17 protein-coding genes and 2 pseudogenes are annotated in these 26,930 nt (G+C 74.5%); 11 read left to right on the forward strand and 8 right to left on the reverse strand.

Translation table 11 applies throughout. The features are described 5' to 3' along the window. The first annotated feature begins 17 nt into the window (after nt 1-17). The 4 genes and pseudogenes from pth to ACPCUX_RS17720 all read left to right on the forward strand — a co-directional run bounded on the left by pth (nt 18) and on the right by ACPCUX_RS17720 (nt 4,183). Nucleotides 18-620: an aminoacyl-tRNA hydrolase gene (pth, locus tag ACPCUX_RS17705; protein ID WP_423389294.1), complete on the forward strand. Its 603-nt coding sequence runs from the start codon at nt 18-20 to the stop codon at nt 618-620. 162 nt (nt 621-782) lie between these two features. Beyond that, nucleotides 783-1,901: pseudogene (locus tag ACPCUX_RS17710) on the forward strand (DUF1972 domain-containing protein); the annotation flags it as partial. Nucleotides 1,902-2,153: 252 nt separating this feature from the next. Further along, a pseudogene (locus tag ACPCUX_RS17715) lies at nt 2,154-3,053 on the forward strand (glycosyltransferase); the annotation flags it as partial. Further along, nucleotides 3,050-4,183 (forward strand): glycosyltransferase, encoded by a 1,134-nt coding sequence (locus ACPCUX_RS17720; RefSeq protein ID WP_423389295.1) that lies wholly within the window; start codon nt 3,050-3,052, stop codon nt 4,181-4,183. The pseudogene ACPCUX_RS17715 and the gene ACPCUX_RS17720, both read left to right, overlap by 4 nt. Here the strand turns inward: ACPCUX_RS17720 and ACPCUX_RS17725 are convergent. From ACPCUX_RS17725 to ACPCUX_RS17740, 4 genes are read right to left on the reverse strand one after another with little or no spacing between them, the layout of a single operon-like run. After that, on the reverse strand, nt 4,114-5,127 hold the full coding sequence (locus tag ACPCUX_RS17725; protein WP_423389296.1) for a glycosyltransferase family 2 protein: 1,014 nt from the start codon (nt 5,125-5,127) through the stop codon (nt 4,114-4,116). The genes ACPCUX_RS17720 and ACPCUX_RS17725 overlap by 70 nt on opposite strands. Next, nucleotides 5,111-6,430, reverse strand: a complete 1,320-nt coding sequence (locus ACPCUX_RS17730; protein ID WP_114554180.1) for a phenylacetate--CoA ligase family protein — start codon at nt 6,428-6,430, stop codon at nt 5,111-5,113. The genes ACPCUX_RS17725 and ACPCUX_RS17730 overlap by 17 nt, the downstream gene beginning before the upstream one ends. Then, a complete protein-coding gene (locus ACPCUX_RS17735; RefSeq protein WP_423389297.1) occupies nt 6,427-7,467 on the reverse strand; it encodes a glycosyl transferase in 1,041 nt (346 codons plus the stop codon). The genes ACPCUX_RS17730 and ACPCUX_RS17735 overlap by 4 nt, the downstream gene beginning before the upstream one ends. Continuing rightward, entirely contained in the window at nt 7,464-8,225 is a 762-nt protein-coding gene (locus ACPCUX_RS17740) for a CDP-alcohol phosphatidyltransferase family protein (protein WP_085387457.1), read from the reverse strand. Before ACPCUX_RS17740 ends, ACPCUX_RS17735 begins: the two co-directional genes overlap by 4 nt. 214 nt (nt 8,226-8,439) lie before the next feature. Between ACPCUX_RS17740 and ACPCUX_RS17745 the strand changes: the two genes are divergently transcribed. The 3 genes from ACPCUX_RS17745 (at nt 8,440) to ACPCUX_RS17755 (ending at nt 14,593) form a co-directional block, all read left to right on the forward strand. Next, the gene (locus ACPCUX_RS17745) at nt 8,440-9,411 is read left to right on the forward strand and encodes a glycosyltransferase (protein ID WP_423389298.1); all 972 of its coding nucleotides are present in this window, start codon (nt 8,440-8,442) and stop codon (nt 9,409-9,411) included. Then, a complete protein-coding gene (locus tag ACPCUX_RS17750) occupies nt 9,408-10,145 on the forward strand; it encodes a hypothetical protein (RefSeq protein WP_423389299.1) in 738 nt (245 codons plus the stop codon). The genes ACPCUX_RS17745 and ACPCUX_RS17750 overlap by 4 nt, the downstream gene beginning before the upstream one ends. Nucleotides 10,146-10,273: 128 nt before the next feature. Beyond that, a complete protein-coding gene (locus tag ACPCUX_RS17755) occupies nt 10,274-14,593 on the forward strand; it encodes a LamG-like jellyroll fold domain-containing protein (protein WP_423389300.1) in 4,320 nt (1,439 codons plus the stop codon). Nucleotides 14,594-14,654: 61 nt separating this feature from the next. Here ACPCUX_RS17755 and ACPCUX_RS17760 read toward each other — a convergent pair whose 3' ends face one another. Next, nucleotides 14,655-15,944: a hypothetical protein gene (locus ACPCUX_RS17760; protein ID WP_423389301.1), complete on the reverse strand. Its 1,290-nt coding sequence runs from the start codon at nt 15,942-15,944 to the stop codon at nt 14,655-14,657. An 18-nt stretch (nt 15,945-15,962) separates the two neighbouring features. Beyond that, nucleotides 15,963-17,426, reverse strand: a complete 1,464-nt coding sequence (locus ACPCUX_RS17765) for a polysaccharide biosynthesis tyrosine autokinase (RefSeq protein ID WP_255179465.1) — start codon at nt 17,424-17,426, stop codon at nt 15,963-15,965. 208 nt (nt 17,427-17,634) lie between these two features. Here ACPCUX_RS17765 and ACPCUX_RS17770 point away from each other — a divergent pair, with 208 nt between their 5' ends. Continuing rightward, complete coding sequence (locus tag ACPCUX_RS17770; protein ID WP_423389302.1) at nt 17,635-18,978, forward strand: oligosaccharide flippase family protein; 1,344 nt, start codon at nt 17,635-17,637, stop codon at nt 18,976-18,978. 110 nt (nt 18,979-19,088) lie between these two features. Further along, nucleotides 19,089-22,841 (forward strand): transcription-repair coupling factor, encoded by a 3,753-nt coding sequence (mfd, locus tag ACPCUX_RS17775; protein ID WP_423389303.1) that lies wholly within the window; start codon nt 19,089-19,091, stop codon nt 22,839-22,841. Nucleotides 22,842-22,848: 7 nt separating this feature from the next. Here mfd and ACPCUX_RS17780 read toward each other — a convergent pair whose 3' ends face one another. Beyond that, entirely contained in the window at nt 22,849-23,553 is a 705-nt protein-coding gene (locus tag ACPCUX_RS17780; RefSeq protein WP_137281429.1) for a low molecular weight phosphatase family protein, read from the reverse strand. A 255-nt stretch (nt 23,554-23,808) separates the two neighbouring features. Between ACPCUX_RS17780 and ACPCUX_RS17785 the strand changes: the two genes are divergently transcribed. Beyond that, nucleotides 23,809-24,249, forward strand: coding sequence for an adenylyltransferase/cytidyltransferase family protein (locus ACPCUX_RS17785; protein WP_021483197.1), 441 nt, complete (start codon nt 23,809-23,811; stop codon nt 24,247-24,249). Between the two features lie 12 nt (nt 24,250-24,261). On the opposite strand, the gene ACPCUX_RS17790 is transcribed toward ACPCUX_RS17785, so the two are convergent. Then, nucleotides 24,262-24,480 carry a PLD nuclease N-terminal domain-containing protein gene (locus ACPCUX_RS17790; protein WP_021483198.1) on the reverse strand — a complete coding sequence of 73 codons (219 nt, stop codon included), beginning with the start codon at nt 24,478-24,480 and terminating at the stop codon, nt 24,262-24,264. Nucleotides 24,481-24,738: 258 nt separating this feature from the next. Between ACPCUX_RS17790 and ACPCUX_RS17795 the strand changes: the two genes are divergently transcribed. Further along, complete coding sequence (locus tag ACPCUX_RS17795; protein WP_423389304.1) at nt 24,739-26,925, forward strand: carbohydrate-binding module family 20 domain-containing protein; 2,187 nt, start codon at nt 24,739-24,741, stop codon at nt 26,923-26,925. Nucleotides 26,926-26,930 lie beyond the last annotated feature (5 nt).

The following is a 26,930-nucleotide window of genomic DNA, read 5'->3' on the forward strand; positions in this document are numbered from 1 at the left end:
GCGAAGGAACGGTGCACATGAGCGACCAGCCGTGGCTCGTCGTCGGGCTCGGGAACCCGGGCCCCGGCTACGCCGGCAACCGCCACAACCTGGGCCACATGGTCCTGGACGTCCTGGCGGGCCGGGCGGGCGCCCGGTTCGCGCGGCACCCGCGGGCGCAGGCCGCCGTCGCGGAGGCGCGCCTCGGCACGCTGCCCGGCGGGCGTCCCGGGCCGCGCGTCGTGCTCGCGAAGCCCACGACGTACATGAACGTCTCGGGCGGGCCCGTGGCGGGGCTCGCGAAGTACTACGGCATCGCTCCCGAGCACGTGGTCGTGGTCCACGACGAGGTGGACATCCCCTTCGGCACCGTCAAGCTGAAGGTCGGCGGCGGCGAGGGCGGCCACAACGGGCTGCGCGACATCACCAAGGCGCTCGGCACGAAGGACTACGTCCGGGTCCGGGGCGGCGTCGGGCGTCCGCCCGGCCGCATGGACACCGCCGACTACGTGCTCAAGGACTTCAAGGGCACCGAGGCGAAGGAGCTGCCCTTCCTCCTCGACGACGCGGCCGACGCGGTCGAGATGGTGCTCACCGAGGGGCTGCTCGCGGCGCAGGGCAAGTACCACGCCCGCGCCTGACCAGCCCCGCCCGTCACGGCCCCTCCACCCCGTGCCGCCTGGGAAATCACCCGGGTGAGGCTCCGGGAACCCGGCCCCACGGGCCCCGCGCACCACTAGCCTCGCAGGAAGGCACAGGGCGGCAGGGCGGGAGTGACGGTGGCGGCGACGCTGAGCATCGCGATGGTGGGCACGCGCGGCGTCCCGGCACGGTACGGCGGCTTCGAGACGGCGGTCGAGGAGGTCGGCTCGCGCCTCGCGGCGCGCGGGCACCGCGTCCGCGTCTACACGCGCACGGGGAACACCGAGGACGTCGTCCGCGAGCACCTCGGCATGGAGGTCGTCACCGCGGGCGCGCTCCGCAGCCGCTCGCTCGAGACGCTGAGCCACACGGCCGTGTCGGTCGCCCACCTCGTCGCGCACCGCACGGACGCGGCCTTCGTCTTCAACGCGGCCAACGCCCCGTTCCTGCCGCTGCTGCGCGCAGCGCGCATCCCCGTCGCGACCCACGTCGACGGGCTCGAGTGGCGGCGCGCGAAGTGGGGGCCCACGGGCCGCCGTTACTACCGCGCGGCCGAGACGACGGCCGTCCGGTGCTCCGACGCGATCATCGCCGACGCCCGGGGGATCCAGGACTACTACGCGCGCGAGTACGGCGTCCCGTCGTCGCTCATCGCGTACGGCGCCCCGCTGCTCGACGACGACCGCGGCGCGCGCGTCGCCGAGCTCGGGCTCGAGCCCGAGGGCTACCACCTCGTCGTCGCGCGGTTCGAGCCCGAGAACCACGTGCAGGAGATCGTCGAGGGCTACGTGCGGTCCGCCGCGACGAAGCCCCTCGTGGTCGTCGGCTCGGCGCCGTACTCCGCGGAGTACACCGACCGGATCGACCGGCTCGCGCAGGGGGACGAGCGGGTCCGGCTGCTCGGCGCGGTGTGGGACCAGGAGCTGCTCGACGACCTCTACGCGTCCGCGTTCACCTACGTCCACGGCCACTCCGTCGGGGGGACCAACCCGTCGCTCCTGCGCGCGATCGGCGCCGGCGCGCCCGTCGTCGCGTTCGACGTGGACTTCAACCGCGAGGTCGTGCGCGACCCCGGCCTCTACTTCCGCGGCCCGCGCGACCTCGCCGGGATCCTCGAGGACGCCGAGCGCGACGAGCTCGGGACGATCGAGCGCGGCCGCGCGAACCGCAAGCGCGCCGAGGACTACTCGTGGGACGACGTCGCCGACGGGTACGAGCAGCTCGCGCGCGACCTCGCGGCCCGGCGCACGCCCGGGCCGTGGCGGACCGCGCGCCGTCGCGCCGCTGCCGCGGACCGGCAGGACGCGCCTGGCCCCGCCGCAGCCGCCGGTGACCCGGCCCTCGGTGACCCGGCCCTCGGTGACCCGCCCCGCCGGGTCCTGTTCGACGCCTACTGGTGGGACCGGGGGCCGTTCTCGAACCGGTCGGTCCAGCGCGCGCTCATCCACCACTGGCACGAGCGGTTCCCGCAGGACGAGCTCGTGCTCGCCGTCCGCGGCGGGGAGAGTGCTGCGCCGTCGGACCTGCCGCCCGGCGCGCGGACGATCGGGACGCGTCTGTACCCGCACGCGCTGTCGAACGCGGTCGAGCTCGGCCGGCTCGCGCGGACGGTCCACGCCGACGTCGTCGTCGCCCACAACTACACGCCGGTCGGGCGGGTCCCGACGGTGACGTTCGTCCACGACGTGATGTTCCGCGACCACCCCGAGTGGTTCTCGCGGACGGAGCGCGCGTACTTCGCGCCGATGATCCCGCTCCTGCGTGCGGCGGACGCGGTCGCGACGTCGTCGCGCACGGAGGCGGACCGCATCGAGGGCCGCTCCGGCCGCCCGGTCACGCCCGTGGGGCTGGGCGTGCCGCGCACCCTGACCGACGCCGTCCCGCGCCCGCCCGCGGGGATCGACCCGGGGCTCCCGTTCGCGCTGTGCGTGGGACGCCTCAACGTCCGCAAGAACCTCGAGGCCGTGCTGCGCGCCGTCCCGCTGTCCGCGCGGCTGGGGCCCGAGGCGCCCCTCCTGGTCGTCGGGGGAGCCGAGCACTCCGGCGTCGCCCCGGACCTCCCGCCCGGCACGGACGCGCTCCTCGCGAGCGGTGCGGTGCGGCTGCTCGGCGCGATCGACGACGCCGAGCTCGCCTGGCTCTACTCCCGCGCCGCCGTCACGGCGTTCCTGTCGCGCGACGAGGGCTTCGGGCTGCCCGTGCTGGAGGCGACGCACTTCGGCTCGCCGCTCGTGCTGGCCGACACCCCCGTCTTCCGCGAGCTCGCCGACGGCCTCGCGCGCTTCGTCCCGCTCGACGCGCCGTCGCGCGACGTCGCGGCCGCGCTGGACGCCGCCTGGGGGACGACCCCGGACGCCGCGCTGCGCGAGCGGCTGCTCGCCCGGTACGAGTGGGACCGCGTGGTGGAGCGGCTGCGCAGGCTCGTCCCGTGACGCGGCCGCGCGTCGTCGTGCACCTCGCGCACGAGCAGGACCCGGTGGCGTGGCGGGTGCGGTACGCGGCGGGGGAGACCCTGGACCGCACGCCCTACGGCTACGACCTCGCCGCGGGCACGGTCGACCTCGCGTGGAGCGTGTCCCACCGCGAGCGGCCGTCCGTGGCGCGCGTGCGGCGCGCGCTCGCGGCGCGGCTCGGGACCGACGTCGTGCACGCGTGGCGCAACCGCGCGCTCCTGGGGAGCGCCGACGTCGTGTGGACGCACACCGAGCGCGAGCACCTCGCGGTCGGCCTCGTGCGCGCGACGCTGCCGCGGCGCCGCAGGCCCGCCGTCCTCGCGCAGTCCGTGTGGCTCTGGGACCGGTGGGACGACCTCGGTCGCGCCCGCCGCCGTCTCTTCGCGGCCGTGCTGCGCGCGCACGCGGTCGAGGCGGTGCACAGCGACGTCAACCGTCGCGTGGCGCTGGACCGGGTGCCCGGTCGTCGGGTCGTCCTCGTCCCGTTCGGGACGGCGCCCGCCACGGGGGACGGGCGTGCGGCCGGGGCCGACGGCGCCGCGTCCGCGCCCGAGGTGCTGGCCGTGGGCAACGACCGTGACCGGGACTGGGCCGTGCTGCGCGCCGCGCTCGACCTGCTGCCCGGCGTGACCGCGCGCGTCGCGTCGCGGTCGGCGGCCGCGGCCCGGGTCGCGGTCCCGGGCCGGGTCGACGTCGCGCCCGCGACGGGCCGCGCCGAGCTCGCGCGGCTCTACGGGGGCTGCCGGGTCGTCGTCGTGCCGCTGCGCGAGAACCGGCACGCGTCCGGCGCGACGGCGTGCGTCGAGGCGATGGCGGCGGGCCGCGCGCTCGTCGTGACCGACGCGGGCGGGGTACGCGACTACGTCGCGGGGACGCGGGCCCGGCTCGTCGCCCCGCACGACGCCGCCGCGCTCGCCGAGGCGGTGCGGCACGCGCTCGGCCCGGGGGAGGCGACGAGCGCCGCGGACGTCCGGGCGCGGGGCCTGCGGCAGGAGGACTACGTCGCGCGGTACGTGCTGCTCACGCGGGCGCTCGTCGCTCAGGCGGAGATCCCCGCCGCGGTCTCGTCGTTCGAGCCGGTCGCCGAGGAGGCGGGCGTCGCTCCCTGAGGCGTCGCGTCGTCGCGGGCGTACTGCCGGTGCAGGTGCCCGAACGCACCGGCGACCATGCCCCGGCCCCGGTGGCTCGTGCGCAGGCCGCGCGCGTCGCTCTCCAGGTCTCCCGTCCAGCGGCCCCAGACGTGCCGGGCCGCGCCCGCGACGGTGCGGCCCGTGCCCCCGACGAGCGCGCGAGCCCGCACGAGCGCCCGGCGCGCGGGGCCCCGGGCGAGGCGGAGGTCGACCTGCACGGCGCCGTTGCCGCCGTTGAAAGCGCGCCGCATGGCCCAGGCCCGGGTCATGCGCTCGGCCGGGACGAGGTCCTCCGCCTCGGACTCGTTGCACCACACGATCCGGCCGCCCGCGGCGACGAGCGCGCGCGAGAAGAGCGTGTCCTCGCCCCCGGCGAGGCCCAGCGTGACGTCGAACCGGGTCCCGAGCGACCGCACCTGCCGCAGGTCCAGCAGGAGGTTCCCGCTCGCCGCGACGGGGATCTCGAGCCCGGTCGGGCGCGGTCGACGGCGGAACACGCCCGTCGCGAGCAGCCACGGGTCGGGCTCGTGCGCGAACACGGAGATCACGCGGCCCATGACGGCCGCCGGCCGGCCCGTGTCGCGCCACGTGTCCACGAGGGCCGCGAGCCACCGCTCGCACGGGCGCTCGTCGTCGTCGAGGAACGCGAGCAGGTCGGCGTCGGCCGTCTCGTCGAGCGCGCGGTCGCGCACGGCGGCGATGCCCGGGCGCGGCTCGACGACGTAGCGCACGGGCAGCGGGGCGTCCCGCACGACCTCCCGCGCCGACCCGGCGGGGTCGTTGTCCAGGACGAGCACCTCCACCCGGGCGCCCTCTACCTCGGCCACCCGCTCGGGCAGCCGCGCGAGCAGCCCGGCGAGCGTGGCGGGGCGCCGGAACGTCGGGACCGCGACGACCAGCCGGAGCTCAGGAGGGGGCGTCACTGCGGATGAACCTCATCTTCCCGCCCACCTGCGGGATGTGGTCGACGAGCTCGAGCGTCACCGGCACGAGCCCGCGCGTCGCGCGGCGCAGCGTCGCGAGGGCCCGCTCGATGTCGGCGCGCTCGTCGCTCGCCGGGATGCAGCGCAGCGTCACGGCGTAGTCGTGGGCCTGCACGATCTCGAACTGCCGCACCGAGAGCGGCGCGTGGTCGAAGATGTGGCCGAGCGCCCCGGCGATGGTCGTCCCGTCCGGGAGCCGGACGGCGTCGGAGGCCCGCCCCGAGACCGCGCCGAGCCGGGGCAGGGAGCGCCCGCACGCGCACGTCTCCCGGTGGATGCTGCTCACGTCGCCGAGGCGGTACCGGACCACGGGGAACACGCGGTTCGTCAGGTCGGTGACGACGACGTTGCCCTCCTGCCCGTCGGGGACCGGGCGGTCGTCGTCGTCGAGGATCTCGACGCGGCGCACGTCCCAGAACACGTGCATCCCGGACTGCTCGGCGCACTCGCCGGCGATCCACGGCACCTCGGCGCTGCGGTAGTGGTCGTAGACGGGCGCCCGGAGCGCCGTCGCGATCTCCGCGCGGACGCCCGGGGCGAGCGGCGCGGCCGTGACCGCGACCGCGCGCGGCGGCGCGAGCTCGATGCCCAGCCGCCCGGTGCGCCGGACCAGCTCCAGCACGCCCCCGCCGTAGCCCAGCAGGAAGGGCGGTCGCAGGCGGTTCCAGCGGCGCGCGAACTCGGTGACCGTCTCGTCGGTGATGCGGAACGCGTCGAGCTGCACGCGGCGGCTCGGGAGCCACTGCAGGTCGTGGCGGACGCGCGCGAGGCCCTCCAGCATGTGCCGGGTGATGATCCCGCGGTCCTCCCACGGCTCGACGCCCCACCACCGGAACAGCCGCCACTCGAGCGCGCGCGCCGGGAAGCGCAGGTCGCGCAGCACGTGCAGAGGGAGGCCCGTGCTGCCGCCCGTGCGCGACGTCGCCGACGTGCGGTCCGTCGCCTCGTCGGTGCGGATCGTGTCGAAGTGCTCGCGCAGGGCGGGCTTGTCGACCAGGGGGAGCGCGTCGAGCACCGCGTCGTCGTGGAGGTCGGCCGCGGTGATCCCGGCGTCGCGGTAGAGGTCCCGGTAGAACGGGCTGTGCTCGGACGCGAACCGGGCGTGCCGCAGGGCGCGCTCGCGCGAGAGCTGCTCCAGCGCCGGTGCGGGGAGGGCGTCGTGCCGCACGAACGCGTCGAGCTGGGCCGTGCTGTCCCGGCCCACGACGGCCGCCTTGGCGCGGAACGCCGCCTCGGCGATCACGCGGCTCCCTCCCGCCCGGCGCGGCGGCGCGACCGGCGGCCTGCGAGCGCGGTGCGGTAGGCGCGGGCGTGCGCCGCCCCCGCGTCCGTCCACTCGCGGCGCGACAGGTCCGGACGCGCGCCCTCCGGGATCGCGGCCGCCTCGGCGAGCGCCCCGACGAGGCGCTCGCCCGTGAGCCGGTCGTCGAACATGAGCACCCACTCGTCGCCCACCTCCTTCGCGAGGGCCTCGTTCACCGCGTTGCGCGGCACGAGGACCGGACGGTCGAGCGACAGGGCGGCGAGCACGCTCCCGGAGTTGTGCATGAACCGGTAGGCCAGCACCACGAGCTGGGACCGCGAGGCGAGGGCGACGAGCTCGTCGTCCTGGAGGAAGCGCAGGGTCAGCTCGACGCCGGGCAGGTCCGCGGTCTCCGCGCGCAGCGAGGTCTCGAGCTCGGCCGACGACGGGCGCCCGCCGATCTCCAGGCTCAGGTCGTCGCGCCCGGCGCGCGCCTCGCGGTAGGCGCGCACGAGGTCGCCCACGCTCTTGTAGCGCCGCACGCCGCCGAAGTAGCCCGCACGCCCCGGGACCCGCTCGTCCCGGGCGTACCGGGCGAACCAGTCGCGGTAGTGGCCGTGGAGGATCGTGGTGCGCGGCTGCTCCGGGGGCAGCTCCGTCGTCTCGTTGAGGACGATGCGGTGGTCCGTCGAGCGGTCGACGCGGACCAGGAGCCAGCGCGAGACGCGCGGGACGTCGGGCAGCTCGACGTTGTGGACCGTCCGCACGACGACCACGCGGCTCAGGCGGTGCCGTAGGAGGATCGCGGCGACGAGCACGTGCTTCGCGGCGGCCTTCCACCACGTGGTGCCCTCGAGCTTGCCCTCGGGCCAGTGCCAGTGGAAGACGTCGTAGCGGCCCACGATCGCCGTGCGCCAGTCGAAGCGCAGGTGCTCCACGGACGGCTCCGCCGCGAGGGCCGCGTCGAGCTGGGTGATGTACGGGTTCGTGGTCGGCCGCGGCGCGCGGAACGACTGCATCACCCGCACGGGCCTCACGAGGGGACTCCCGCCGTGGTCGCCGCGCCGCGTTCCAGGGCCTGGAGCGACCGGTACCACCGCACGGCCGCGAGGGGCAGGACGAGCGCGTTCACGACGGCCAGCGCGGTGTACACGACGAGGAACGCGGAGGGGAGCCACAGCAGCGCGAACGAGAGGCACAGGAAGCCGTAGTCGGTCGGGAGCACCGCGAGCGTGTAGAGCGGGTGCTCGCGGAGCCGGCCCCCGGTCCCGTGCGCGGCCCCGCCCGGCGAGCCCTTGGCGCGGCGCACCAGGTCGACCGCGACGATCCCGAAGAAGAACGTGCTGCTCACGACGCAGAACGCGAGGGGCACGACGAGCCAGCCGGCGTCGACGTCGTAGTACCGGAACCAGCAGACGAGCACCGCGAGGTGCAGGGCCACCGTCTTGAGGGCGTCGAAGAAGTGGTCGAGCCACTCGCCCGCCGCGCTCCCCGACCGCGAGAGCCGCGCGAGCTGGCCGTCCGCGGAGTCGAGGGCGTACCCGAGGACGAGGAGCACGACGGCCGCGAGCGACGACCCGAGCGTCGGCTCGGCGAGCGCGATGGTCGCGATCCCGGCGAGCGTGGTGGCCGCGCTGACGAGCGTCACCGCGTCCGGCGTCAGGCCGAGCACGTACGCGCCTGCGGCGAGCGGGCGGCCGAGCGGGCGGTTGACGAAGCGCGAGTACGCGGCCGCGCCGCTCGAGGACTTCTGCGCGTCGTGCAGTCGCGTCATCGCCGCGCCGAACTCGGACATGGGCACCTCGCGAAAGAGACGGGGGGAGCTTCTGGGAAGCGGCGGCGACGGATTGTCTGCCCGCCCCCGACCGTGCCGAGAATCGTATCCAGGCGGGGGCGGGTGAACAGCGGGTGAGGTTGTATCTCGCCCGGGTGAATTCCGGCGTCACGGCCCGACGGCGGGCTTAGGATCGCCGCGACGGCCGACGTGCCAGGACCTGGAGGTGACGACTGTGGACGACGTCTCGGACGCCTCCGGCGACCTCGCGATCGTGGTCGTGAGCTACGGCTCCGCCGCGCTCCTCGAGCGCAACCTCGGCGCGCGCGGCGCGGTCGGGGAGGCGCGCGTGCTCGTCGTCGACAACCGGTCGACGACGGCGGAGCGCGAGCGGGCGTCCCGCCTGGCGGGCGAGCGCGGCTGGGACCTGCTCGCCCCGGCCGAGAACCTGGGCTTCGGCGGCGGCGCCAACCTGGGGATGCGCGCGGCGTTCGACGCCGGCGCCGCCGAGGTGCTCCTGCTCAACCCCGACGCGACGATCGCCGCGGCCGACGTCCGGACCCTGCGAGCGGCCGTCCAGGACGACCGCTTGCTCCTCGTGTCCCCGGTCGTCCTCACGCCCGCCGGGCGCCGCTGGTTCGGGGGTCTCGACGTCTACCTCGACGACGGCACGTTCCGCGCGCCGTCGCGCCGCGACGAGCACCCCGGCGCCGCGCGCGTGGAGTGGCTCAGCGGCGCGTGCCTGCTCGTCACCCGGGAGGTCTGGGAGCGCACGGGCGGGTTCGACGACGCCTACTTCCTCTACTGGGAGGACGTCGACCTGTCCTACCGCCTGCAGCGCGCGGGCGGCCGGGTCGCCGTCGTCGAGGACGCCGTCGCGGTCCACGACGAGGGCGGGACCCACCGCGACGGCCGGCAGCGGCCGGAGGCCAAGTCGGAGACGTACTACTACTACAACATCCGCAACCGGATGCTGTTCGCCGTGCTGCACCTCGACGAGGTGTCCGTGCGGCGCTGGCGGCGCAGCGCGCCGGGCAACGCCCGCGCGGTCCTGCGGCGCGGCGGCCGACGCCAGTTCCTGCGGCCGGTCGTCCCGCTGCGGGCGGCCTGGCGCGGGCTGCGCGACGGCCGGCGGGCGGCCCGGCAGGGCGCCGCGACGGCGGACCGGCGCGAGCCGGCACGGAGCACGACCGGAGGCGGACGATGAACGCGGAGAACGACGGCGCCCCCGAGGGCGCCACCCCGACGCGGCGGCCCTCCCGCCGTGCCGTCGCCGTGATCGGGGCGGCGGTCGCGCTCGCGGTCGCCGTCACCCTCGTCGTGCTGCAGCCGTGGCGGTCCGACGGCGACCAGTCCCCGGGCGGGACGGTCACGCCCGCGCCGGTCGCCTCCCCGGAGGAGAGCGGCGACGCCTCGGCGGACGCGACCGCGGACGACGCGGGCGACGCAGGCGACGGGGACGGCGCCGCCGCGGCGGGCGGCGACGCGACCGCCGGGACGGGCGAGGGCGACGGGGCGGACCCCGCCGTCGTGCCCGTGGCCCCCGAGCTCGAGCCGGCCGAGCCCGACCAGACGGTCCAGGCGCCCGACGGCGTCACCGTCCGGCTCGCGCAGGTCGAGCACGTCGAGGGCGAGGCCGTGGCCGCGGGCGAGACCTCGGGTCCGGCCGTCCGCCTCACCGTCGAGGTCACGAACGGGACCGACGCCCCGCTCGACCTCTCCTACGCCGTGGTCAACGCCTACACGGGCGAGGACCGCGCGCCGGCCGGGCGCCTCGTGCAGCCCGGCGGCCGGCCCTTCGAGGGCGAGCTCGCCCCGGGCGAGAGCGGGACGGGCGTCGTCCTGTTCTCCATCCCCGACGCCGACCGCGACGACGTCACCGTCGCGGTGGAGTACGCGCCGGGCACGTCGACCGTGGTATTTCGCGGCGATCTGTCCTGACCCGCGCGGGAAGGGGCGGTAAATTTCGCCCGCTCGCGCCGTTCTGCGGCCGGTTCTCCGGCGCTACAGTCACAACGTCCGGCTGATGGACCGGCATTTCCGCGGGTCCGCGACGAAGAGAGTGACCCATGAAAAACAATGATGTGAGTCGGACGGTCGTCCAGGGCTCTCTTCGTGGCGCGCCGCCGGGACGGCGACGTGTCGTCGGCCGGGTCGCCGGGCTGACCGTCGCCGCCCTCGTCGCGACGGCGCTCGTCGCCCCGGCGGCCGGCGCGGTCGAGAGCGCGGCGCCTGCCGCGGCCCCCGCCGCCGTCGCGCCCGACGCGCCGGTCGCCGCGGCCGCCACCCCGGCCGACTCGACCGTCCCGGTCACGGCCGACCCCCTGCCCACGACCCAGATCGACGGGATCGTCTGGGCGCAGACCATCGTCGGCGGCCGCGCGTACGCCGGCGGACAGTTCACCTCGGCACGCCCCGCGGGTGCGGCGGCCGGGACGGGGGAGACCCCGCGCGCGAACATCCTGCGGTACGACGTCGAGACCGGCGTGCTCGACGCGTCCTGGAACCCGGGCACGAACGGCCGCGTCCTCGCGATCTCGTCGTCGCCGGACGGCAAGCGGCTCTACGTCGCGGGCGCGTTCACCGAGATCGCCGGCCAGACGCGGTACCGCCTCGCGGCGTTCGACACCGCGACCGGCGCGCTCGTCTCGAGCTGGAACCCGGGCACGAACTCCACGGTCTACGACATCAAGGCGACGAACTCCACGGTCTACATCACCGGCGAGTTCTCCAACGTCAACAACACCGCGCGCGCCCGCATCGCCGCCCTGGACGCGTCCACCGGTGCGCTGCTCGGCTTCGCGCCGGAGCTCGCCGGCGGGTACGGCGGCCGCGCGATCGAGATCTCGCCCGACGGCGCCAAGGTGGTCGTCGCGGGCTCCTTCACGAGCACCAACGGGTCGACCAACCCCGGCCGCGGCATGGCGGCCCTCGACGCGACGACGGGCACCGTGCTCCCGTGGGCCGTCAACTCCGTGATCCGCAACGGCGGCGACAACGCCGCGATCTACTCGCTCGCGTCCGACGGCGACAGCGTCTACGGGTCGGGCTACGACTACGGCGGCAGCAAGACGGAGGACGACTTCGAGGGCTCGTTCCGCGCGAGCTGGTCCGACGGGTCGCTCGTCTGGATGGAGGACTGCCACGGCGACACGTACTCCGTGTACCCGGCCGGCGACTCCGTCTACGTCGCGACGCACGCGCACTACTGCGGCAACATCGGCGAGTTCCCGCAGACGGACCCCTGGACGGTGAACCACTCGCTGGCCTTCGCCAAGGAGCCGTCGGACCGCAAGATCACGCCGGACATCTGGGGCTACCGCAGCTTCACGGGCCAGACGGCGGGCAAGCTGCTGCACTGGTACCCGACGTGGAGCACGGGCAGCGCGTCCGGGATCTCGCAGGCCGGGTGGGACATCACGGCCAACGACAAGTACGTCGTGTACGGCGGCGAGTTCACGCGCGTCGCCGGCGCCCGGCAGCAAGGGCTGGTGCGGTTCGCGCGGCGCGACGTCGCCCCGACGAAGATCGGCCCGACGATCCAGGGTGGGCAGTACGTCATCTCGACGCGGTCCCTCGTCAGCGGGAGCGCCCGCGTCTCCTGGCCGGCGAACATCGACCAGGACAACGCCGAGCTGACCTACGAGCTGTACCGCCGCGGCACGACCGCGCCGATCTCCACGCAGAAAGCGTCGTCCACGTACTGGGTGCGCCCGACCATGGGCTACACCGACTCCGGCCTCGCGCCGGGCAGCACGGTCGAGTACCGCGTCAAGGTGATCGACGGCGACGGCAACTCCACGGTCTCGAACTGGACGCCGGTCACGATCGCGGCGCAGGGGTCGAGCACGGCCTACAACGACTCGGTGCTCGGCGACTCGCCGGTGAGCTACTGGCCGATGAACGAGGCGAGCGGGAGCAGCGCGACCGACTGGGCCTCGCTGTCCGACCTCGCGCTCACGAACGGCACGACCCGCGGCGTCGACGGCAAGGACGTCCCGCCGACGGCGAAGGCGACGCGCTTCTCGGGCGCCAACGGCGTCTCCGGGAGCACCCCGACCGCGACCACCGGTCCGCAGCGGTTCTCCGTCGAGGCCTGGTTCCGCACGACCTCGACGTCGGGCGGCAAGATCGTCGGCTTCGGCAACGCCAAGACCGGCACGTCGTCGAGCTACGACCGGCACATCTACATGAACAACTCGGGGCGCCTGACGTTCGGCGTCCACCCGGGGATGGTCCGCGAGATCACGACCGCCGGCTCGTACAACGACGGCGCGTGGCACCACGTGGTCGGCACGCTCGACGGCTCCGGCATGACCTTCTGGGTCGACGGCGTCAAGGCGGGTCAGCGCAGCGACACGACGTCGGCGCAGTCCTACTCGGGCTACTGGCGCGTCGGTGGGGACAGCCAGTCGGGCTGGCCGAACAGCGGGAGCTCGAACTTCTTCAACGGCACCATCTCCGACGTCGCCGTGTACGACCGTGCGCTCACCCGCGGCGAGGTCGCCGACCACTGGACGGCGAGCGGCCGTCCCGCGGCCGGGGCCACCGCGCCGCAGGACGCGTACGGCCAGGCGGTCTACTCGCTCGAGCCGACGCTGTACTGGCGGCTCGGCGAGTCCTCGGGCTCGGTCGCGAAGGACTCCGGCCCCGACGCGTCCGACGGCTCGTACTCGGGCCCCGTGACGAAGTCGCAGACCGGCGCGCTCACGGGCGTGACGGACACGGCGGTGCGCTTCCAGCCGACGAAGAACATCTTCGGCACCTGGAACGGCGGGCTGGTCGCGAGCCAGCGCAGCTACGCCAACCCGACGGTGTACTCGGTCGAGACCTGGTTCAAGACCGACACCACGACCGGCGGGAAGCTCATCGGGTTCGGCAGCAGCCGGACGGGCACGAGCTCCAACTACGACCGCCACGTGTACATGTCGGCCGACGGCAAGGTGAAGTTCGGCGCGTACGACGGCGCGCAGCAGGTGCTCAGCACCACGGGCTCGTACCGGGACAACGCCTGGCACCACGTCGTGGCGACGCAGTCGAGCGAGGGCATGCGGCTCTACCTCGACGGCGAGCTGGTCGGGTCGAACGACAAGGCGGTGCCGGAGAACACCACCGGCTACTGGCGGCTCGGCGGCGACAACGGCTGGGAGGGCGACACCTACTGGAAGGGCTACCTCGACGAGGCGGCCGTCTACCCGGTGGCGCTCACGCCGGCCCAGGTGAAGCAGCACTTCCAGCTGGGCTCCGGCACCACGCCGAACGTCCCGCCGCAGGCGGTCGTGACGGCGCAGGCCGACGGGCTCACGGTGTCGGTCGACGGCTCGGGGTCGAGCGACCCGGACGGCACCCTGACCGGGTACGCGTGGGACTTCGGTGACGGCGCGACCGGCACCGGGGCGACGGCGACCCACACCTACGACGCGCCGGGGACGTACACGATCACGCTCGACGTGACCGACGACCGTGGCGCCACGGCCACCGCCACGACCTCGGTGAAGGTGCTCGCACCGAACGTGAAGCCGCAGGCGGCGTTCACGGCCTCCACGACGGACCTCACCGTCGCGGTGGACGGCTCGTCGTCGAGCGACCCGGACGGCACGATCGCGTCGTACGCGTGGAGCTTCGGGGACGACGCGACCGCGGAGGGCGCCACGGCCTCGCACACCTACGCGCAGGCCGGGACGTACACGGTCACGCTCACGGTGACGGACGACCGCGGGGGCACGTCCTCCGTGTCGCACGACGTCGTGGCGACCGCGCCGGCGGAGGACGTCGTCGCGCGCGACACGTTCGACCGCGCGGTGACCTCCGGCTGGGGCACGACGACGTCGGGCGCGGCGTGGTCCGCGCTCGGCGGGGCCGCGGCCTTCTCGGTCGCGGACTCGGCCGGCACGTTGACGATGTCGCCCTCCTGGACGCGCGAGGCGCGCCTGGCGGGGGTCTCGGAGTCGCGGGCCCGCACCGAGACGACGTTCTGGTCGGACGTCGCGTCGGTGGGCGGGACGACGTCGGTCACGCTCATCGGCCGGCAGGTCGGGACGAGCACGTACTCCGCGCGTGTCCGCCTCGAGCCCAACGGGCTCATGCGGCTGTACCTGCTCCGGGACGAGACGCTCCTCGGGAACCAGCTGCTCCCCGCGACGTACGCACCCGGCACGCGGTACACCGTGTCGATCTCGGCGGTCGGGACGTCCCCGACGACGCTCTCCGCCAAGGTGTGGCCCACGGCGGCCGGCCCGGCGCAGGCGTGGCACCTCGAGGCGACCGACACGACGGCGGCGCTCCAGTCGCCCGGCACGGTGAGCATCAAGGTGGCCGTGAGCTCGGCGTCCACCAACCCGACGACGCGCGTGTCGTTCGACGACGTCAAGGTGGTGCGCGAGCCGTAGGCCCGCCGCCCCGCACGTCCGCCGGTGCCCCCGGGTCCTCGACCCGGGGGCACCGGCGTGCTCAGGGGGAGCCGACCGGGACGGTGCTGCCGCGGTCGGGCAGCGTGTACGGGGTCGCGATCGCCACGCCGAGCATGAGGACGGTGGCGGACACCGAGTAGAACGGGCTGAAGAGCAGGTCCCACGCGCACGACAGCGCGAGGTAGAGCAGGAGCGCGGACGCCGCGTTGCGGCCGAGGTCGGCCAGCGTGCCGCGCCAGACGACGACGACGCACACGACGGCGAACAGCATGCCGGCGAGCCCGAACCGGATCCACTGGTCGCCGAGCACGGAGTGCACCTCGAAGCCGGACCCGAAGAGGTACTTCTCCACGTAGCCGTTGTTCGGGTCGTAGTTGAGCCGCGCCATCCCGGTCTTGGCGGTGAGCAGGTCCTCGAGGTTGGGCACGGCGCCCGCGCCGTACCCCCAGGGCCTCGCCGCCACGAGCGCGGTCGCGGCGCCCATCTCGGGCCGCCCGCCCGTGAAGACGGAGCCCGACGTCTGGATCTGCATCTCGGTGCGCTGCTGCGCGTCCGCGCCGAGGTAGCCGTCGAGCACGAGGGTCTGCATCCCGAGGAAGACGACGAGCGCGAGCACGCCGAGCTGCGTCGCGACGCGCACCCCGCCGGACCGCACGCGCAGGCCCGTGCGCATCGCCTGCCAGGCGACGAGGAGGGCGACCATGAGCATCGTGGTCGCGGCCGACCGCGAGTCGTTGACGGCGGAGACCCCGGCGAGCGCGAGGGCCGCGACGGCCTGGAGCCCGCGCGACCGCGTGCTGAGGCACAGCGCGAGCACGAGCACGGTCACGGGCATGCCGAACGTGTACTTCCAGGGGTTGTCGGCGCCCCCCGTCCGGAGCACGGCCGCGGCGAGCGCACCGACCCCGAAGAGGACGGCGACGGTCGACGTCTCGAGGACGGCGCGGCACCACAGGAGCACGCCGGCGCCGAGGACGAGCGCGGAGAGGGTGATGAGGCCGTCGCGCAGGGCCAGCGACGACAGCACGCGGTCCGGGGCGGAGAGCTCGGTGAGCAGGACACCGCTCAGCAGGGCGAGGACGCCGAGCCCCACGAACCACCGGCCGGGCCGGGACCGGCGCACGACGGGGAGCCACACGGGGAGCAGCACGAGCCCGACGACGATCGCCGGGGTGATCCCCGCGACGATCGGGATCCAGGCGCCGCACGCGAGGGCGGCCGCGCCGGCCGCGATGCGCGTCGCGACGTCGGACACCCCGGGGAGCGGCTCGGCCGCCGGGACTGTCGTCCGGGGCCCGGTCCCGGGCTCGGCCCCGGCGCGCGCCGTCATCGCGTCGTCACCCGGTCGTCACGGCGTCGTGCGGCGGTCCGCGTCCTCGACGGCGCGCGGCGCCGCGGCGTCGTCGGCCGTCGCGGCGGGGCGGACGTCCGGGGAGCCGGGCTCGCGCGAGAACGCGCCGGGGACGCCGACCCGGGAGTCGTTGACGTAGTAGGCGCTGCGCCCGCGCGGCTTGACGTCGTTGAGCACGATGCCGATGACGTCCGCCTCGCCCCGCTCGAACTTGTCGACCGTCTGGCGCAGCCGCGAGATGCGGGTCTTGCGGGCCCGCGCGACGACGAGCACGCCGTCCACGGCGCGCGAGAGCCAGAGCGGGTCGCTCAGCGGGAGGATCGGCGCGGTGTCGATGACGACGTAGTCGTAGTGCTTCCGCAGGTCGCCGATCACGGCGACGAGCCGCTCGGAGGACAGCAGCACGCCGGGGTTCGCGGGCAGGACGCCGCTCGGCAGCACGAAGAGGTTGGGGCGCGTCCAGGGGAGCACGATGTCCTCCTGGGCCACGTCGCCGACGAGCAGGTTCGTCAGGCCGACCGACCCCTCCAGCCCGGTGACGCGCGCGATCGAGGGCCGGCGCAGGTCGGCGTCGACGAGGAGCACGCTGCTCCCGTCCTCGGCGAGCGAGAGCGCGAGGCTGATCGCGATCGAGCTCTTCCCCTCGCCCGCGTCGCCGGAGGAGACCATGAGCACGCGGCGGCCGTGGTCGACGTCCGCGAAGCGCACGTTGGCGACGAGCGTGCGCACGCTCTCGGACGGGCGGCTCCCCGGACCGGCGGCGACGACGGCGGGCAGCGACGTGCGCGACGGCACCTTGACCACCTCGCCGAGGAACGGCACCCCGAGCATCGACTGGATCGACGACGAGCTGACGACGCGGCGCGCGAGCAGCTCGCGCAGGACGGCGTACGTCACGCCGACGGCGAGCCCCGCGGCGAGGCCGACCATCATGAGCATGCGCGTGTTGGGCGCGATGGGGTTCACGGGCTGGCGCGCGGGGGCGATCGTCGTGATCCGCACGGCCGACGAGCGGTCGGCCAGCTGCGGCGACAGCTCGGGGACGGCCAGCGCGAGCTGGTCGCTGATCCCGTCGGCGATCTCCCGCGCGCGGTCCGGCGAGGTGTCGCTCACCGCGATCTCGATGACGACCGTGTTGAGCGGCGTGTTCACGCTGACGCTGCGGGCCAGGCGGGCGGGCGTGGTGTCGAGGCCCAGGTCCTCGATCACGGGCTCGAGCACGTACGGCGACTGCGCGAGCACCGCGTACGACGCCACGAGGTTCTGCACGTAGTTCGAGCCCTGCACGAGCTCGGCGGCGTTCTCGCCCTGCTCGGGGACGACCATCACGGACGCCGACGACTGGTACACCTTCGGTTCCGAGCGCGCGTAGCCGAACCCGGCGACCGCCCCCAGGACGGCGCACACGGCGACCACGACCCAGTGGCGCAGCACCGCGGTCACGTACTCGCGCAGCGTCATCTCTCGCCCTCCGCGGCCGGTCGGCACCGTCGGCGACGGGCCCTGCGTCCACCGTAGTCGGGCGCACCGGACGGTCGCCGCAGGTCGGGCGGGATTCACCCTCCCGCGACGGTCGGATCTCGTGGAGAAGGTCCTAAGATCGTGAATTCCGGGCAGCGGTCCGGCGCTCGGGCCTGCGGGCGACGCACCGGGAGCACGAGGAGGACGAGTGGGCCTCTGGCGTTCGGTGACCGGGACGGCCGGCGCCAAGGTCGCCGTGATGGGCCTGGCGGGGCTCCTCGGGATCGTCACCAGCCGCCTGATCATCGAGCACTTCGGCGTCGCGTCCTACGCCCAGTACGGGCTGCTCAACGGGCTGCGCAACCTCCTGCCGTTCGCCGACCTGGGCATCGGCGCGGTCGTCATCAACGCCATCGCGGAGGCGTCGTCCCCGCGCGAGTCGGAGCGGGTCCACCGGACGCTGACGACGGCGCTGCGCGTCCTCACCGTCTCGGGCCTGACCATCGCCGCCGTGTGCGTGGCGATCCAGCTCCTCGGGTGGTGGCCCCTCCTGCTGGGCGACGGCCTCGTCGCGGGCGGGGACGTCGTCGCGACCCTGTGCCTCGTCGTGTTCGGGCTGTCGCTCCCGCTGGGGATCGGCATCCGGGTCCTCATCGGGCTCAAGCAGAACGTGCTCCAGACGTTCCTCCAGGGCATCGTGTCGCCGCTCTTCTTCGTCGGCGTCGTCGTGCTCGTCCTCGTCGGCAAGGGGCAGGGCGGCGACTACGTCGCGCTCGTCTCCTACGTCGCGGCCGGGCTCGCGTCGGCGATCACGGTGAGCGTCGCGGCGCGCCTGCTCGCGCCCCAGGTCGGCCGGGCGTTCCGCGACGTCCCGCGGCGCCGGGCGGTGCCCGGGGTGCCGGTGGCCGCGGTCGCGGTGCCGATGCTCGTGCAGTCCGTCGCGATGCCGGTCGCGATGCAGAGCGACCGGCTGCTCCTGTCCCACCTGTCCACGACGCAGGCGCTCGCGCAGTACACGTTCGCGACCCAGCTCTTCGGGCTCGTCATGCAGGCGATCATCGCGGCGGGCGTCAGCATGTGGCCCTACTTCGCGCAGGCGCGGGCGCGCGACGAGGTGATGAGCCCGTTCCAAATCTCGCTCGCGTTCCTCGCCGGGGGCGTGCTGCTGTCGACGGTGCTCGCGCTGTGCCTGCCGTTCCTCCAGGACGTGGTCGCCGACGGCAAGATCACCGTGCCGCTCGCGCTGGTCCTGGGCTACTGCGCGCTCGTCGCGGTCCAGGCGCTCAACTACCCGCCGGGCATGTACATGACCGACGAGCGCGGCCTGCGGTTCCAGGTCGTCCCCGTCCTGCTCATGACCGTGAGCAACGTGGCGCTCTCCTGGGTGCTCATCGAGCCGCTGGGCGCGGCCGGGCCGGTCGTCGGGTCGGCGGTCGCGATCCTCGTCTTCCAGGTGGTGCCGAACTCGATCTGGGTCGCCCGGGACCTGCGCGCCCGACGGCGGGCCGCGGCGGCGGGGCGCTCGGAGGAGGCCCCGGTGGCGGGGGCCTGACGCGCGCCCGCGCGCGGAACGATGTGGGTCCACGCGCGTAGTGTGGACGCCGGACCCGATCGCCCGCCCCGGTCGGGACCGTCGTCGTGCCCTCTCCTCGAAGGACCCCCATGAACCTCACCGGCATCCTGCCCGCGCTGCTCGCCGACCAGGCCGCGGCGGCCGCGGTCGAGCACGTGCGCGCCCGCGGCGAGGCCGACGTCGTCGGCCCGGCCGGCGTCCGCCCGCCGCTCCTCGCGGCGATGGCGGGGGCGCGCGCGACGGGGCCGGTGCCGGACGGCGAGGCCCCGGCGTCGGGCGGCGGGGGCGGCCCGGCGTGGGCCGCGGGCTCGCGCCCGCTCGTCGTGGTGACCGCGACGGGGCGCGACGCGGACGAGCTGGCCGCGAGCGTGCGCGCCTACCTGCCGGACGAGCTGGGCGACGTCGTCGCGGTGCTGCCGAGCTGGGAGACGCTGCCGCACGAGCGCCTGAGCCCGCGCGCGGACACGGTCGCCAAGCGCATCGCGGTGTTCCGCCGCCTCGCGCACCCGGACCCGGAGGTCGGCCCGTCCGGTCCCGTCCGGGTGCTCGTCATGCCGGTCCGGGCGCTCCTGCAGCCCGTCGTGGACGGGCTGGGGGACCTCGAGCCGGTCGAGCTGCACGCGGGCACGACGGCGGACCTCACCGACGTCGCGGAGCGGCTCGTCGCGGCGGCGTACACGCGCGTGGACATGGTCGAGCGGCGCGGCGAGTTCGCGGTCCGCGGCGGCATCCTCGACATCTTCCCGCCCACGGAGGACCACCCGCTGCGCGTGGAGTTCTGGGGCGACGAGGTGTCGGAGATCCGCTGGTTCGCGGTCGCCGACCAGCGCAGCCTGGAGATCGCCGAGCACGGGCTGTGGGCGCCGCCGTGCCGCGAGATCCTGCTCACGGACTCGGTGCGGGCGCGCGCCGCCGCGCTGGTGGAGGACCTGCCGGGCGCGACGGAGATGCTCGACCGGCTCGTGGCGGGCGTCGCGGTCGAGGGCATGGAGTCCCTCGCGCCGGTGCTCGTGGACCGCATGGTCCCGGTGCTCGAGCTCGTGCCCGACGACGCGCTCCTCGTCGTCGACGACGCCGAGCGCGTGCGCCGTCGCGCGCACGACCTGGTGGCGACCACCGAGGAGTTCCTCGCCGCGGCCTGGACGGGCGCGGTGGCGGGCGGCAAGGCGCCGGTCGACCTGTCCGCGGCGTCGTTCGAGACGTTCTCCGAGGTGCGCGCGGTCGCGCAGCGCCGCGGCCTCGGCTGGTGGACGCTGTCGTCGTTCGCGCTCGACAACCCCGACCTCGACGTCCCGCCGGACGCCGACGGGAGCGCCGCTGCGGACGCCGCCACGTCGAGCGGCGGCGCGGGCACGACGGCGGCCCACGTCGGCGAGAGCGCCGACGGCGTGCCGACCTTCACGCTCGGCGCGCGCGACGTCGAGTCCTACCGCGGCGACGTGGCGCGCGCGCTCGACGACGTGCGCGGGCTGCAGCACGCGGGCTGGCGGCTCGTGCTCACGACGGAGGGCCACGGGCCGGCCAAGCGCATGGTCGAGCAGCTCGGCGCGGCGGACACGCCCGCGCGGCTCGTGCCGCGGCTCGACGACGAGCCCGAGGGCGGCATCGTCCTCGTCACGCCGGCGATGGTCGGCAAGGGCTTCGTCGCGCCGGGGCTGCGGCTCGCCGTCTTCTCCGAGGCCGACCTCACGGGCCGCGTCGGCACGAGCACGCGCGACATGCGCAAGATGCCCAGCCGGCGTCGCAACGTCGTCGACCCGCTCCAGCTCAAGGCGGGCGACTTCGTGGTGCACGAGCAGCACGGCGTGGGCCGCTTCGTCGAGCTCGTGCAGCGCACGCTCGGCACGGGCGGCAACGCCGCGACGCGCGAGTACCTCGTGATCGAGTACGCGTCGAGCAAGCGCGGCCAGCCGGGCGACCGCCTCTTCGTGCCCATGGACCAGCTCGACCAGGTCACGAAGTACACGGGCGGCGAGGCGCCGAGCCTCAACAAGATGGGCGGGTCGGACTGGGCCAAGACGAAGTCCCGCGCGCGCAAGCACGTCAAGGAGATCGCGGGCGAGCTCATCCGCCTGTACTCGGCGCGCATGGCCACGCAGGGTCACGCGTTCGGCCCGGACACCCCGTGGCAGCGCGAGCTGGAGGACGCGTTCGCGTACGTCGAGACGCCCGACCAGCTCGCGACGATCGACGAGGTCAAGGCCGACATGGAGAAGACGGTCCCCATGGACCGGCTCGTGTGCGGCGACGTCGGCTACGGCAAGACGGAGATCGCGATCCGCGCGGCGTTCAAGGCGGTCCAGGACGGCAAGCAGGTCGCGGTGCTCGTGCCCACGACGCTGCTCGTGCAGCAGCACCTCGAGACGTTCTCCGAGCGGTACGCGGGCTTCCCCGTGACGGTCAAGGCGCTGTCGCGCTTCCAGACCCCCAAGGAGTCCGAGGAGGTCGTGGACGGGCTGGCCCAGGGGACGGTGGACGTCGTCATCGGCACCCACCGCCTCATCACGGGGAGCGTGCGGTTCAAGGACCTGGGCCTCGTCATCATCGACGAGGAGCAGCGGTTCGGCGTCGAGCACAAGGAGACGCTCAAGCAGCTGCGGACCAACGTGGACGTGCTCGCCATGTCCGCGACCCCGATCCCGCGCACGCTCGAGATGGCCGTCACGGGCATCCGCGAGATGTCGACGCTCGCGACCCCGCCGGAGGAGCGCCACCCCGTCCTCACGTACGTCGGGGCGTACGAGGAGAAGCAGATCGCCGCGGCGCTGCGCCGCGAGCTGCTGCGCGAGGGCCAGGTGTTCTACGTGCACAACAAGGTCGAGACGATCGAGCGCACCGCGTCGCGGCTGCGCGAGCTCGTCCCCGAGGCCCGCGTGGGCGTCGCGCACGGCAAGATGAACGAGCACCAGCTCGACCAGGTGATCCGGGCGTTCTGGGAGAAGGAGCTCGACGTCCTCGTCTGCACGACGATCATCGAGACGGGCCTCGACATCTCCAACGCCAACACGCTCATCCTCGAGCGCGCGGACATGCTCGGCCTGTCCCAGCTCCACCAGCTCCGCGGCCGCGTGGGCCGCGGGCGCGAGCGCGCGTACGCGTACTTCCTGTACCCGCCCGAGCGACCCCTCACCGAGACCGCGCACGACCGCCTGGCCACGATCGCGGCCCACACCGACCTCGGCGCGGGCATGCAGGTCGCGATGAAGGACCTCGAGATCCGCGGCGCGGGCAACCTGCTCGGCGGGGAGCAGTCCGGCCACATCGCGGGCGTCGGGTTCGACCTGTACGTGCGCATGGTGGGGGAGGCCGTCGCCAACTACCGCGGCGACGGGCCCGAGGAGCAGCCGGAGGTCTCGATCGAGCTCCCGGTCGACGCGCACCTGCCGGAGTCCTACATCGCGACCGAGCGCCTGCGGCTCGAGGCGTACAAGAAGATCGCCGCCGCGGCCGACGCGCCGGAGCTCGCCGAGGTGCGGGCCGAGCTCGTCGACCGCTACGGGGCGCTCCCGGACGTCGCGTCCGCGCTGTTCGACGTCGCGGACTTCCGCAACCACGCCCGCCGGGCGGGGCTCACGGACGTCACCGCGCAGGGCAAGTTCATCCGGTTCGCGCCGGTCGACCTCCCCGAGTCGGCGCAGCTGCGGCTCAAGCGCCTCTACCCGGGCACGCTGCTCAAGCCCGCGATCCGCGCGATCCTCGTGCCGTACCCGACGACGGCGCGCATCGGCGGCCGCCCGCTGCGCGGTGCGGAGGTCCTCGGGTGGGCGCGCCAGCTCATCGACGCCGTGGTGCTCGGCGAGGTGAGCGCGGCCGCGACGGTGGGGACGTCGTCGGCCCGCTGACGCGCGGTCAGCGCAGGCGCCAGCTCCGCCGGCCGCCGTGCCGGGGGGAGCTGCTGCCGCCGCGCCCGGTGGGGTCGGCGCCGTCCCCGCCGCCGGGGAACGGCGGCGTGCGCGCGCCCCGCTCGGTGAGGGTGGGGGACCACTCGAGGCGCCGGGCGGCGGGCGGGTGCACGACGCGGGCGACCGCCGCGACCGCGGTGTCGATCGTCGTGAACGCCTGCCGGTAGGCCCGCTCGGAGCGGCCGTGCGGGTCCGGGATGTCGAGGGGCGTGCGCGGGGTGATCGTCCGGACGCGCTGGGCGCTCGCGATCTCCGGGAGGCGGGCGATGCGGTCGGCGTCGCTCTCGTCCGGGTCGACGGGCAGGTCGATCGCCGAGAGCAGCGCGGCGAGCTCCAGGAGCGTGTAGGTGCGTCGTACGGCCTGGGGGACGAGGGTGACGACGGCGGCCCGCTGGGCCCGGGACATCGTGAGGACGAGGTCCGCCTGCTCGATCATCGCCGCCGTGAGCTGCCGCCCGGTGTGCGTCGACGCCTCCAGGCCGCGTACCGTCAGCAGCCGCGCCATCGGCTCGTCGAGCGGTGCTCCCTCGAGCGCGTGCGTCCCGGCGCTCGACACCGTGACGCTCGTGTCGCTGCGGATGCTCAGCAGCCTCTCGGCGGTGGGGGAGCGGCAGACGTTCCCGGTGCACACGGTGAGGACCTGGGACGGCATGACTGAGGTCGGCACTCCCTCCGGTGCGCGGGGACGTCGTCCGGAAAGGCGACCGACCGAAGGTAGCACGCAGCGATCCGGCCCCTGCCGGGCGGGCGGGCGGGTGCGCTCCCACGCGCTCGTCGGGCCCACAATTCACCCGGTGGGCCGCCTTCTTCACCCTCGGAGGGCGTGGTTCCGGCCCTCCTCCCGGTCCTAGCCTGGACGCGGCCCCCTCGCCGTGCGGGGCGCGCGGCCGAGGACGGGAGGACGGGCATGAAGGTCGGGTACGCCCCCGGTGCGTGGGACCTGTTCCACGTCGGGCACCTCAACGTCCTCCGGCACGCCCGCAGCGAGTGCGACTACCTCGTCGCGGGCGTCGTGGACGACGACATGCTCGAGCTCGCCAAGGGCCGACGCCCGGTCGTCCCCGTCACGGAGCGCGCGGAGATCGTCCGCCACGTCCGGTTCGTCGACGAGGTGTTCGTCGAGACCCAGCCCGACAAGCTCGAGACCTGGCGGCAGCGCCCGTTCGACGTGTTCTTCAAGGGCGACGACTGGCGCGGCACCCCGAAGGGCGCGGAGCTGGAGCGTCGCTTCGCCGAGGTGGGCGTCGAGGTCGTCTACTTCCCCTACACGGTGCACACGTCGAGCACGGCGCTGCGGCGCGCGCTGACGCTGCTGGAGCCGACGGCCGGGCTCACGGTCGAGGGCTGAGCCCTCCCGCGGTCAGCTCTTGCGGCCGTCGAGGAAGTAGGCGATGGGCCCGACCCAGTTGACGAGGAGCGCGAGGCCCCACGCGAGCTTGGTCCCGTTCACCTGCTCGGCCGGCCGACGCACGAGGTCCCGGTACGCCGCGGCGGTGAGCGTGACCTGGGCGGCTCCCACGACCCCGACGGCGATCCGCTGACCCTTCGTCAGGTCCTTCCACCGGCGCTTGGTTCCCATGGCGTCTCCTCTCGGTTCGTCCTCCGACGCTATGCCGTCCGGGCCGCCGCCGCACCGGCACGACCCGTCCGCACGACCCGCCGACACAGGTCGTGACAGCCTGCGCCTGTCTCTGTAAGGTTGCAGCAACATCCGGAAACATCCTGCAACGCCGCAGGTGCCGGTCGCGCCCGCCACCCCGGGGCGCTCGTCATCACCGCGTGGCCCGTCCGTGCTCGACGCCGAGCGAGGGGCGGCCGCATCCTCGAAGGAGCTGCAATGACGCGCACCACCGACCTCGCCGGACCCCCGGCGCCCATCCCCGTCCCCGCAGGACGCCCCGCCCGCCCGCGCGGCGGCCGCCTGCGCCGCGTCCTCGCGGCGGGCGCCTCGGCGGCCCTCGCGCTGACCGCCGCGCTGGCCGCGGTCCCGGTCGCCGCACCCGCCGCGGCCGCGCCGCCCGTGCCGACGCCCGTCGTCGACTCCCCGAACGGCCGGGGCGACGTGATCCTCAACCTCTTCCAGTGGACGTGGGACTCCGTGGCCGCCGAGTGCACGAGCACCATCGGCCCGGCCGGGTTCGGCTACGTCCAGGTCTCGCCGCCGCAGGAGCACATCCAGGGCACGGCCTGGTGGACCTCCTACCAGCCCGTCAGCTACAAGCTCGAGTCCAAGCTCGGCACCCGCGCCGAGTTCCAGCGCATGGTGAGCACGTGCAAGGCGGCGGGCGTGGGCGTGATCGTCGACGCGGTCGTCAACCACACGGCGGGCGCCGACACCGGGTCCGGCACCGGGACCGGCGGGACGAGCTACTCCGTGGACAGCTTCCCCGGCGTCCCGTACGGGCCGAACGACTTCAACGACTGCCGGTCGAACATCAGCAACTACGGCGACCGGTACAACGTCCAGAACTGCCGCCTCGTCTCGCTCCAGGACCTGCGGACGGGCTCCGACTACGTGCGCGGCAAGATCGCGGGCTACCTCAACGACCTCCTGTCGCTCGGCGTCTCGGGCTTCCGCATCGACGCCGCGAAGCACATCCCGGCCGCTGACCTCGCGGCGATCAAGGCGCGGCTCACGAACCCGAACGTCTTCTGGGTGCACGAGGTCATCGGCGCGAGCGGCGAGCCGATCCAGCCCTCGGAGTACCTCGGTTCCGGCGACTCGCACGAGTTCTTCTACGCGCGCGAGCTCAAGTCCCGGTTCGACGGCCAGATCAAGGACCTGCGCACCATCGGCGACAACAAGCTCCCCTCCGACCGCGCGGGCGTCTTCGTCGACAACCACGACACCGAGCGCAACGGCGAGACGATGAACTACAAGTGGGGCGCCAAGTACCGGCTCGCCAACGCGTTCATGCTCTCGTGGCCCTACGGCGCACCGAGCGTCTACTCGGGCTACACGTGGAGCGACAAGGACGCGGGTGCGCCCGGCGCCTCGGCCGCCTCCGTGCCCGACGCGAGCTGTGCCGACAGCGCCTGGGTCTGCACGCAGCGCTGGACCGAGATCGCGGGCATGGTCGGCTTCCACAACGCGGTCGCCGGGACCCCGGTGACGGGCTGGTGGGACGACGGGAACAACCACATCGCCTACGGGCGGGGCGCCAAGGGCTACGTGACGATCAACAACTCCGCGAACGCCGTGACGCGCACCTACCAGACCTCGCTCCCCGCCGGGACGTACTGCGACGTCGTGGCGTCGAAGGACTGCTCGAAGACCGTCTCCGTCTCCGGCTCGGGCACCTTCACGGCGACGGTGCCCGCGTACGGGGCGCTCGCGCTCCACGTCGGGGCGCGCGGCGACGGCGGCACCGGTGGCCCCGGGCCCGTCGACCCGGCCGGCACGACGACCGTCTACTACGCGACCGACAAGGGCTGGAACGCGTACAACGTCCACTACAAGGTCGGCACCGGCGCCTGGACCGCCGTCCCCGGGGTCCCGATGACGGCGGCCTGCACGGGCTGGGTCTCGCGGCAGATCAGCCTTCCCAGCGGGGCGACGGGCGCGGCCGCGACCGTCACCGCCGCCTTCACGAACGGCTCGGGCGCCTGGGACAGCAACGGCGGCAAGGACTACTCCCTGTCCGGCGCTGCGGTCGCCGTCTCCGGCGGGACGGTCACGGCGGGCAACCCGTGCGACGGCGGCGGGTCGCCGGGCGGGCCGGTCGAAGGGCAGGGCGACGCGTCGTTCTCCGTCACCGCGACCACCACGTGGGGCCAGACGGTCCACGTCGTGGGCAGCATCGCGGCGCTCGGCTCCTGGGCGCCCGCGAACGGCGTCCCGCTGTCGTCGTCGGCCTACCCGGTGTGGACCGCGCGCGTCGACCTCCCGGCCGGCACGACCTTCCAGTACAAGTACGTCAAGCGCGACGGCGGCGGGAACGTCGTCTGGGAGAGCGGCGGCAACCGCACGGCGACGGTCGGCGCCGACGGCTCCGTGACGCTGTCGGACACCTGGCGGTCGTAGCGCTT

It is taken from the genome of Cellulosimicrobium sp. AB352 (genome assembly GCF_049538415.1).
Lineage (GTDB): Bacteria > Actinomycetota > Actinomycetes > Actinomycetales > Cellulomonadaceae > Cellulosimicrobium > Cellulosimicrobium funkei.

Coding starts and splice junctions, on each gene's coding strand:
- ACPCUX_RS17790 (WP_021483198.1), bottom strand. CDS start 24,480: ATGGGAACCAAGCGCCGGTGGAAGGACCTGACGAAGGGTCAGCGGATC.
- ACPCUX_RS17740 (WP_085387457.1), bottom strand. CDS start 8,225: ATGTCCGAGTTCGGCGCGGCGATGACGCGACTGCACGACGCGCAGAAG.
- ACPCUX_RS17765 (WP_255179465.1), bottom strand. CDS start 17,426: ATGACGCTGCGCGAGTACGTGACCGCGGTGCTGCGCCACTGGGTCGTG.
- ACPCUX_RS17755 (WP_423389300.1), top strand. CDS start 10,274: ATGAAAAACAATGATGTGAGTCGGACGGTCGTCCAGGGCTCTCTTCGT.
- ACPCUX_RS17750 (WP_423389299.1), top strand. CDS start 9,408: ATGAACGCGGAGAACGACGGCGCCCCCGAGGGCGCCACCCCGACGCGG.
- ACPCUX_RS17760 (WP_423389301.1), bottom strand. CDS start 15,944: ATGACGGCGCGCGCCGGGGCCGAGCCCGGGACCGGGCCCCGGACGACA.
- pth (WP_423389294.1), top strand. CDS start 18: ATGAGCGACCAGCCGTGGCTCGTCGTCGGGCTCGGGAACCCGGGCCCC.
- ACPCUX_RS17780 (WP_137281429.1), bottom strand. CDS start 23,553: ATGCCGTCCCAGGTCCTCACCGTGTGCACCGGGAACGTCTGCCGCTCC.
- ACPCUX_RS17795 (WP_423389304.1), top strand. CDS start 24,739: ATGACGCGCACCACCGACCTCGCCGGACCCCCGGCGCCCATCCCCGTC.
- mfd (WP_423389303.1), top strand. CDS start 19,089: ATGAACCTCACCGGCATCCTGCCCGCGCTGCTCGCCGACCAGGCCGCG.
- ACPCUX_RS17785 (WP_021483197.1), top strand. CDS start 23,809: ATGAAGGTCGGGTACGCCCCCGGTGCGTGGGACCTGTTCCACGTCGGG.